Source organism: Leptospira weilii (genome assembly GCF_006874765.1).
Taxonomy (GTDB): domain Bacteria; phylum Spirochaetota; class Leptospiria; order Leptospirales; family Leptospiraceae; genus Leptospira; species Leptospira weilii.
On record NZ_CP040840.1, the window covers coordinates 1,947,668 to 1,957,500 of the forward strand.

Annotated in this window: 7 protein-coding genes (1 of these 7 cut by a window edge); 1 reads left to right on the forward strand and 6 read right to left on the reverse strand. The window is 42.5% G+C overall.

The annotated features are described in order from the left end of the window. Positions 1–2 precede the first annotated feature (2 nt). From FHG67_RS09175 to FHG67_RS09190, 4 genes are read right to left on the reverse strand one after another with little or no spacing between them, the layout of a single operon-like run. The gene (locus tag FHG67_RS09175) at positions 3–1,970 is read right to left on the reverse strand and encodes an LTA synthase family protein (RefSeq protein WP_142499747.1); all 1,968 of its coding nucleotides are present in this window, start codon (positions 1,968–1,970) and stop codon (positions 3–5) included. 19 nt (positions 1,971–1,989) lie between these two features. Then, a complete protein-coding gene (feoB, locus tag FHG67_RS09180; RefSeq protein WP_061216622.1) occupies positions 1,990–4,104 on the reverse strand; it encodes a ferrous iron transport protein B in 2,115 nt (704 codons plus the stop codon). Next, positions 4,091–4,342, reverse strand: a complete 252-nt coding sequence (locus FHG67_RS09185; protein WP_004499085.1) for a FeoA family protein — start codon at positions 4,340–4,342, stop codon at positions 4,091–4,093. The genes feoB and FHG67_RS09185 overlap by 14 nt, the downstream gene beginning before the upstream one ends. Continuing rightward, positions 4,339–5,631 carry an ABC1 kinase family protein gene (locus FHG67_RS09190; protein WP_004495877.1) on the reverse strand — a complete coding sequence of 431 codons (1,293 nt, stop codon included), beginning with the start codon at positions 5,629–5,631 and terminating at the stop codon, positions 4,339–4,341. Before FHG67_RS09190 ends, FHG67_RS09185 begins: the two co-directional genes overlap by 4 nt. A gap of 160 nt (positions 5,632–5,791) precedes the next feature. Here FHG67_RS09190 and FHG67_RS09195 point away from each other — a divergent pair, with 160 nt between their 5' ends. Next, the gene (locus FHG67_RS09195; RefSeq protein ID WP_002626425.1) at positions 5,792–7,795 is read left to right on the forward strand and encodes a hypothetical protein; all 2,004 of its coding nucleotides are present in this window, start codon (positions 5,792–5,794) and stop codon (positions 7,793–7,795) included. 289 nt (positions 7,796–8,084) lie between these two features. Here the strand turns inward: FHG67_RS09195 and FHG67_RS09205 are convergent, their stop codons facing one another. Both FHG67_RS09205 and FHG67_RS09210 read right to left on the reverse strand, forming a co-directional pair. Then, positions 8,085–8,354 (reverse strand): hypothetical protein, encoded by a 270-nt coding sequence (locus FHG67_RS09205; RefSeq protein ID WP_002626512.1) that lies wholly within the window; start codon positions 8,352–8,354, stop codon positions 8,085–8,087. A gap of 273 nt (positions 8,355–8,627) precedes the next feature. Further along, a protein-coding gene (locus tag FHG67_RS09210; protein WP_004501517.1) for a methyl-accepting chemotaxis protein crosses the window boundary here: on the reverse strand, positions 8,628–9,833 show its end. Its footprint extends 1,329 nt past the window's final position; 1,206 of the gene's 2,535 nt are visible here — the last part of the coding sequence; the start codon falls outside the window, past its right edge; its stop codon occupies positions 8,628–8,630.

A 9,833-nucleotide genomic window follows, 5' to 3' on the forward strand; every position in this document is an offset into this window, starting at 1 on the left:
TTTTACTTCGTATTTTTATTCTTCGGGGGATATATAAGATTTCGGTTCATTAACTCATAACTTAAGTTCCAAAATGATTTCGCTTTCCGATGATATGTTTCGCATTTTGTCGGATCGTTCTTACATTCTTCCGTTTCCCCGATTCTTGGAACGATCGAGAAGGAGGAATTTCGAACCTTGTCCGTAAAACTGTAAAAGATCCAGTTGTTTTCGATCCAACCGAAAAGATTCCCGAAAGCAAAATAGGCGACTCCGCCGGAAATTTGTTTGTCCAAGAGATTTCTTCCCATCGCCGAAAATTGAACTTTTTTACCTACGATTCCAAGGATGGTCGGAATGACGTCGAGTTGAGAGGAAATTCTCGGATCGATTCGCGAGGGGATCCTTCCCGGAGAATAGATGAGAAAGGGAACGTTTCTGTCTTCGAAATAATCCAGATTTCTGTGGTGTGTGTGATCTCCCACAAAGATAAAAACGGTATCTTTGAAGTAGGGGGCCTTTTTCGCTTTTTCCAAAAAGGAATCGATCGATTTATCCGCGTAGCGATATACGTTGAAAAAATCCGCTTCCTCAAGTTCGGAAGAAAACACCTCGTCTTCCCGAGAAGGAACCCGATAGGGATAGTGAGTGGTTAAGGTCAAAGTCACCGCTAAAAACGGAGACTCTTGTTTGATTAGAATTTCGTGTAATTCGTTTAACAAATCTCCGTCGTAGTAGCCCCAAGGACCGGGTTTGTATTTTTGAAGTGTATCGAAGTATTCCTGGCCGAGAATCGTATCAAAACCCCAGTGATCGAACAGGAAAAGCATGTTGTCGAAGTTTACATCCCCTCCGTGAACGAAGAGGGTGTTGTATCCGATCGATTTCAAAACCGTTCCCAAGCCTCCGAAGCGGCTCAAAACTTGAGGCGTTCTGACTGCGGTCAAACCGGGACCGTCGGGAATTCCGGTTAACGTGGATAAAAGTCCATTTGTGGTCCTTCCTCCGCTTGCGAAAAAGGAAGAAAAGTAGGTTCCTTTTCGAATTAGGTCTTCGAAGTGAGGCGCGATCCGTTTTCCCTCGGGAAGAATTTGTCCGTTCGTATATGCGTATTTTCCGGTCCAGCTTTCCAAAAGAATCAAAACGATGTTAGGCGGTTTACCTGGGTTTGTTTCTTCGGTTTCTCGGAGCAAAGGGTATTCTTCGGAAACGAATTTTGCTCCCGGATATTCGATTTCTTTTCTAACGGAATCGATCGCGTCGGGATAGGGCAATTTCAAGTTGTTAGGAATCGATTGATTCTTGATATCCATAATGGAAGTAAAAATTCCGTTTAAAACAAGTTGGTTTACGATATGAGTCTCTGAGATCATGGCGTCGCTAGGTCTGAGAGGTCTGGATTGAATTCCGCCGCGAACGAGCAAGAATAGAACCGGAGGAAGGATCAGTAGTTGTAGAAGTTCGGATCTTTTTTGCGCGAAGTGAAACGTATATGTTTTTTTTCGAATGTATTTATAGATTGTAAAAGGGAATAATATTCCGATCGCGGAGCAGGATACGATTGCTAAAATCGTATGCCCCGCAAAGAACGATTTGAAGATGATCCAAAACTCCGAACCTAAAAAAACAAAACCTTCGTAGCCGAGATGTTTGTTCGTTTCGCCGAAATAAAGAGTATCTCCGATTAGAAACGCCGACGCGTAAAAGAACAAAAAGATAGGAAGAATTCCCCAAAGGAGTGTGTAGGCCTTAAAACGATTCAGTGGATATATGGCCGACAGAATCCAAGGGGGCCCGAGAAGAATCGCGCAGACACAAATATCAAAACGAATCCCGACTAAAAACGCAAACATGATTTCAAAAACGGAAGCGGCCGAAAACTTGGAAGAGAATACGATGCACCAGCAGAGTCGATAGAGGAAAAATAAGGACAAAAAACCGACCGTAAAGCCCGAAAAAATTTTGAGATTAGAAGGGATTCTTCTTAGCATTTGAAGTTCGGGGCAATGATCAGGAAAATAGACTCCAAATCTGAAAGACGGAAAAAGAGGCCGAATATGCTAAAATTGTCATATACGTAAAAAGAAACGAGGGCCAGAAGACGGAGTTCGTTTCCTTTTTGACCACGGCAATGGTGGACATACACTGGCAGGCGAACGCGAAAAACAAAAGTAAGCTGACCGAATTCTTAAGGCCCCATACCGTTTTCCCATCTTCGTCCTTATCTTTGCGAATCGCCTCTTTCAGATCATCGTCGGATTCTTCCCCTCCGACTCCGTAGATGATGGAAAGAGTCGAAACCATAATCTCTCTTGCGGCAAAAGAAGTGATGATTCCGATTCCCATTTTCCAGTCGAACCCGATCGGTTTTAGAACCGGTTCCATGAATTTTCCGGCGGAACCTGCATAGGATTCTCTGATTTGAATTTTTTTCAGTTCCGCATCGCCCGCATTCGGATAAAGGGAGGAATCGACTCTAGGATAGTTTGCCAAAAACCAAAGTAGGATCGAAATAAACAGGATGATTTGTCCCGCCGTGGATAAAAACGCTTTCAACTTTTTGAATACTGTAAGCGCCAGGCTTTTGATCGAAGGAGTGTTGTAAGCCGGAAGTTCCATCAAAAAATAGGAGGAATCCGATTTGAAAAACGTCTTTTTGAAAACGAGAGCGGCGAGCATGGATGAGATCATTCCCAAAAGAAAAAGTCCAAGCATCGTAAGAGCTTGGATATTGAAAATTCCCCAGAGGTTACCCGCGGGAAAGATCGCACCGATGACCAGGATATATACCGGATAACGTGCGGAACAAGTGATCAGCGGAGCCACAAGGATCGTAGTGATCCGATCCGATTTGTTTTCGATCGTTCTTGCTCCCATGATCGCGGGAACCGCACAAGCCGCGGAGGACAATAATGGAATAAACGATTTACCCGACAGGCCGAACTTCCCCATAAAACGATCCATCACAAAAGAAGCTCTTGCAATATAACCGGTCTCTTCCAGAATTCCAATGAACAAAAACAAAAGACTGATCTGAGGAATGAACACAAGAACCGCTCCGACTCCTCCGATGATTCCTTCTTGAATCAAAGAGCGAAGCGGGCCTTCGTCTAAAAATCTTCCGACAAAACTTCCGACACTTTGAACCGTTAATTCGATCCAATTCATTGGGATTTCCGACCAGGTGAAAAGCGTCTGAAAGACCAAAGCCATGATTCCTAAAAACGAAACCACTCCCCAAAAGGGATGGAGAAGGATTTTATCCGCTTTGGAAAGAATTCTTTCGCTGGGAATTGGATTGCCAACGATCGCGTTTCCTAAAACTTTTTTGATATAGATGGACTTTTGAGTCAGTTCTTCGAGATAGGTGAAACGTTTTCCGAAACGGTCAAATTCTTCCCGAATGAACTTCCTGGAGTTTTGGGGAAAAAGAGAGAGACCGGGAAGACCTTTCTGCACAACCTCTCCGGAAAGTTCTTTGAAAGAATTGATCAAAACGAACTTTAAGGAATCGGAATATTCGGAAGAAAAGGATTTCAAAAGTCCGTTTAAAAATTTTTCCCTTTCGGGGTCCCATGAAAAGGATCGGATCGGAAGTCGAAACGAGTTAGGGGAAAAGATCAGATCTTTGAGTTCTTGGACCCCGTCTCCGTTTTTGGGATTTACGTATTGAAATAAGATTCCGAATTCTCTTGAGAGAGAATCCAATTCCAAACGTATCCTTTTTTTTTCCAGAACGTCTTTCATCGTAACCGCGACTAAGACGGGAACGTTTAATTCCAAAATTTGAAGTAAAAACTGAAGACTCCTTTCCGCAAGAGAGGCATCCATCACGAAAAGAATTTTATCTCCTTCCTGGTGATTGATCAGAACTCTGCTCGTAATTTGTTTGTCTTCGGAGTTGCCGCCGAGGCTGAATGCTCCCGGAAGATCCAAAACTTTTAAGGATTGTTCTCCGTGACTTAAAAGACCTTCCGCTTTTTCTACAGTGACGCCGTGATAGTTTCCGGTTTTTTGTCTCAGTCCTGTCAGACGATTGAATAAAGTAGATTTGCCACAATTTGGATTTCCGGCCATGAGCATCCGGGACGTTTTCGGATTGAGAGCCGTTTTAGAGTGGTCCATAAATGTCTCCTATCTGGATCAATTCAGCTTCTCCTTCTCGGATCGCGATTTCTACTTCTCCCGCGCGGAGTACGATCTTTTTTTGAGAGAGGTATTTTTCAAGAACGAGCACTTTTGTTCCCGGAAGAAGTCCGATATCCAAGATATTTTGAAATAGTTCCTCTTTTCCGGGCTGAGGAAGCAAGGAGACGATGGAGGCTTTCTGGCCCTTTTCCAATTCGCTTAACAAATGAGTCATATTAGGAATTTATCCCTGTCTCGGATTAGGTCGATCTCAGGCGCCATCGTTTTTACGTATCGATCGAAATAAAGAATCTGTTTGATAAGAAGTCCGAATTCTTTTGGAATTTTCAAACCGTTCCTGAGGGAGATTTCGCGAAACTCGAAAAGAATCGTGTTCAATTTCTTATCGTCCAGGGATTCTAAATCCCCCATTTGGACCTTCATCACCATTTCGGTCATCTTGGAAAAGACGACTTCCAAATCCTGTGCGAGCTTTTTTTCATCCGCGCCTTTGGCGGTAGAGTCCATTTGGATCAGGCCTTTTGCAATCTTTTCGGATTGATTGAGGCTTAAGCCTTCCAGGAAAATCATCAGACCGTCCCAGACTCGGGGAGAAATTCTTCCCACGATACCGAAGTCGATAAAACCCACGGTTCCGTCCCGAAGAATCATTAAATTTCCTGCATGTACGTCCGCATGGAAGAAACCGTTTCTTGCGAGAGTGGAAAACCAAATTTCCAGTGCGTCCGTCAAAGTCTTCTGCGGATCGGAGGAAAACTTTCGGATCGAATTCTCATCCGTAATCGGAGCCCCGTAGAAGCGTTCCATGGTAAGGATTTTCTTTGTGGATAATTCTCTGTAAACTTTGGGAACTCTGGCCCTCGTTTCTCCCATAAAAAGAAGTTCTTTTTCGAACTCTTCGATGTTGTTTGCCTCCTTATAAAAATCAATTTCTTCTAATATGGATGCTTGGAACTGTTCGACCATATCGGAAATTCCCGATTTGCTCAGTCCCGGCGCAAATCTTTCGAAGAGAACGGACGCAAGATAAATGAGATTTAAATCGGCGGATAACGTGGATTCTATATCCGGCCTTTGTACTTTGATCACCACGTCTAATCCGTCTTTAGTAATTGCGGAGTGCACTTGAGCGATGGAGGCGGAAGCGATCGGAATCGGTTCCACGCTGCGAAAATGATCGGTAAGTTTTCCGCCTAATTCCTTTCGAATGATTTTTTCCACGGTGGCATAGGGAACGGGCCGAATTCCGTCCAAACACTTCTGCATTTCCGTAACAAATTCTTCGGGAAAAAGAGAGGGGGCGGACGCGATAAATTGACCTAACTTGATGTATGTGGCGCCTAACTCTTCAAACGCTTCCCGAAGACGAATTGGGAAGGTGTCTCCGCCTAATGCGAGGTCTTTTAAGAGAAGAAGCGTTTTGGTGGAGAATACAAAACCGCTGTTAAGGATTCGGGAGGCACCGCCAAAACCCGTTTTCAGGGAATCAATAAAACCGGCCATAAACACAAAGATTTGGGACTTCGATTCAAAAGACAACTACAGAAAAGGAGCCGGAAAAAACCGGCGAATGCCTGCGGGTCGAAACTGCTTTTTTGTTTACGAACGAACTTAAATTCTGATTATGGCTACATAAAATACTCCGTCCGGTGTATCTTCTCCTATGAGTAGCGATTCAGTATTATTTCAGGAACTCGATAAACTGGAACAGAATGATCTGAAAAAGGTCGCGACTTTATGGAATCTTTCCAAACTTCCCTATAAAGAAAAAAATAAGAACGTAGCGTATCTTTACGAAATCTTTCAGGACGATTTTTATCTAAAAGGAGTTCTTGAAAAACTCACTCAACTTCAGGTTACCATCTATACGAGTATTCTTAAAAACAAGAACGTGCTGACTCTCGGGGAAATTTCGAGAAAAGTGAACATTCCTCCGATCAACGTGGAGATGGAACTTAATCTTCTTCGAAAATACCAACTCGTATATCAGAGAAAAAATCGCGAGCGTCTCACAAATAATTTAGATAAGTATCATGCGTTTGAGGAAATCGCGGATTTGGTTCCTCTCGAACAAAATCTCAAAGGGGACAAATATAAGATCTCCTTGGAGAAGTATCTCGATCGTAAAAAAACGACCGAAATTTCCGAAGAATGGAAGGCTGCCGTTAAGGCTCCGAAACAACTCGACGGAATGAAGAAGTTTTATTCGATTGCTTCTTCCGAGGAAGGAATCGATCTGAATCTCCAATCTCTTGCCGATTTGGAGAGAGATACGCTTGTTCGAATCTATCTGAGCGGCGGGGTTTCGGAGGCGGAGGACATCCGTAGTTACGTGGTGACCAGCCGTGGAAAATACGAGCAGATCATTCCCGCTTTGATTTCAAAGGGACTTGTAGTGGATGTTTGTTTTGTGGACGAAAAATTTGTCCGCGTATTTGTGATTCCCGATGAAATTTTAAAATACATTCAGACGCATCCGATTCTTCCTTCCGTGAAAAAAGGAACCAAACAAAGGACGGAAAAACTCGCGACGAACGATCTTGATTTTTTTCTCAATACGAAAAAATTAATTTCCTACATCAGTCGCAAGGGATTGGTTCTCGCGAAATCCGGAAAGGTAAAACAAGCCGATCACAAAAGGACGGAGCAGGAACTACTCAATCCGGATATAGGAATTTTTCCGGAAAAGAGTCAGATCTATCAAATGGAACTCATATTACCGGTGTTGAAACTTTTGAATTTAGTGGACATCAAAGGTGAAAACATCGTCCTCAAAGAAGACGTAGAAGAATTTAACAGAAAAGATATCTTTGAAATCATGAAACTCGTAGTCCACGAGGTAAACGAGGCTCGTATGAAACGGGTTATGCCTGCCGAAGTTTTTACCGCGACGGAAATGCCTTTTTACGATAAGCCGATTTTGGACAAATGTGTGAGTCTCATCATCAAGGCGAAACGGATTCATTTATCGGTGATTTTTTCCAATATCATTCGGGAACATATGATTCTTTCTCCCGGGTTTAGGACGAAAAACTTTCAGTCCGACCTTGCGGAACTTCGCAAGGAAATCATGAGTGTCATTTTTTATCTGCATTTGTTCGGGCTTTTGGAAGTTGAATACCCGAACCGTTTTCTTACTCTTTCCAAATTGGGAGAATATTTCTTTCAAACCGGAGAACTTTCTCATAAGACGGAGAAGGGCGGAATCACGATCAACCCGGACTTTACGATCATTGCGTTTCCGGATCGGGTTTCGATTTACGGACTTCATCTACTTAAGGCTTTTACCGAACTTAAGGATTACGATCGTGTTTATACGTTTGTTCTGACCAAAGAAGCGTTTCAATTGGGAATACTTCTCGGATACAAACCTATCGAGTTCATCGATTTTTTAAAAAGCTCCAGTAAGGCGGATCTTGCGCAAAATCTTCTCTTTTTATTGGAAGATTGGGGCGGAAATCTTCCGGTAGTCGATATCACGGAGGATTGTGTTCTGGTTCGTACGAAAGATCAGAATACGATGGAATTACTCCTCGGACAGATTAAGGGAAAAAAGATCATTTTGGATGAAATCGGTCCTACGGCCGTTTTGGTCGATAAAAACCGAGTGCAAGACGTGATTACGGTTTCCGAAAAGCTGAATCTGATCGTAAATCTGACTCGCTGAAACGAATTCTTTATATTTGTTTTTGATTTATAAGATTTTTCTTTTGAAAGGAAAAGATGATATTTTGTTTGAATCGTTTTTTCTGAAAAATTCTCCGAATCGAAATATTTTCTCTAAAATAAACGAAATGAAACTAAGATTCGTAGTTTTTAAAGAAAAAGCGAATCGTATTCGATATCTCTCTATAATGGAGTTCCCAAGATTCTGCCTCTAAACTGCGCTAAGACTAACGGTACTCTTTTATGTATTGAACAGTCAAAATAACGCGAGCCTTTTAGAACTCGGAGAATCATTCTTCTACTTTGATTTTGGTTTTGAATTCCCATTTGCGGTAGGGTGCGATCGCTTGGAGCCTTTCGTCTGTTACGAAAAAGAGGGCGTCTCCATACTTAACTAATCCGCCTTTATAATGTGCATATTTGGTCTTGTGATCAATAAGGCCTATCTCCCGAACCTTACTCCAATCGTCACAGGTTTTGAGAGTGGGGACTTTTCTAAGATGCAACTCTTTGATTTTATTGTCTTTAACGGAGTCCCTGAGTATTTTTTCCCATTCCATAAACGCAGAGTAAAAGAAAGGGGGGAAAAATCAAGGGTTTTTGTAAAAGCTCCGCATGACGATTCGGAAAGCGGAAAAATAGAGAGGGAATGAATTTAAGATCACAATCGTAGACAGAAGCGGGATCGTTCTACTAACGGAAGAAAATCGATTTTCCGAATCAGTTATGATACATGGAAAAATCCGCCGTTCTTGGAAGATAACGATTCACAATTCTAATTTCCGTCAGAGATTGCGAAGAAAGAAGTATCTGTTTTTCGTTTTCTTACGAAATCAAAGTTTAAAAAATTCTACTTCGTGTTTAAGTTCTTCGGCTAATTTTGCTAAGTTGATAGAATTGGAACTCAGTTCTTCCGAGGAAGCCGCGGAAGATTGATTGAGTTCGTTGATGGTAGTGATCCTTCTCGAAATCTCTTCAATGGCAATTTTTTGTTCGCGAACAGCCGCTTGAATTGCGTCCGCTCTGCCTTTGATTTCTTTCGCTGTGAGATTCATCTGATCGTTTTTGGAAAGTTGATCTTCCATAAACTGGTTTACCACCTTCATTTGGTGATTGATTTCGGAAATTCCCTGGATGATTCCGGAGATGACTTTTACGGTATCGGTGATGTTTTGAATTCCGATTCCTATTTCCGTTTCGTTGTTTTGAATGATATGTTCGATATTTTTGATGCTGTCCGTCGTTTTATCCGCTAGTTTCGAAATTTCATCGGCGACGACCGCAAAACCTCTTCCGGCGCTTCCGGCTCTGGCGGCTTCGATTGCCGTGTTCAATGAGAGAAGATGAATTTGTTCCGAGATGTTGCTAATGATTTCTATGACGCCGGAAATATCTTCCGAGCTGCGGCTGATCTTAGCGATGGAATGATTGGTTAGCTCTAAGGATTTTTCTCCCTTTTGCGCGTTTCCCGTGATCCTTTCCACTTCGGACATCGTCTTTTCCAAATTTCTAAAAGTTGCATGAATGGAATGCGAGAATTGACTCATGTCCAAAGCGAATTGATCCAGAAGATTGACTTGCTCCTCTGTCTGGGCATCCATACCATCCATACCGGCGGAGATCTCCTCGATCGAAGCGGAAATTTCTTCCGAAGAAGAAGCCTGATTTTGCGCGTTATCTGAAATGGAGTTATGGGCTTTCGACATCTCGTCGGAGGAACTTGCAAGGTTTTCGGATGAGTTTGCGATCTTATTCAAAACCTTTTTCACATTTTTGTTAAACGAATTGATTGAAATTGCCATCTCTCCGATTTCATCCATCGAAAAGACCTTGAGTCCGTTGGTGAGATTTCCTTTCGCCATCGCTTCCAAGGCGTTCTTACTTTCTTCCAAAGGACGGATTCTCCTTTTAAGAATGAAATAGATCAGAATTCCTATTAGAAAAAGACCGGCAAGGGAAATTCCGACCATCGCGTAAACGCAGATGATCGCTTCTCCGGTAATTTCTTCGCATTCGACCGAAGTGAACGTGAGAAAGTC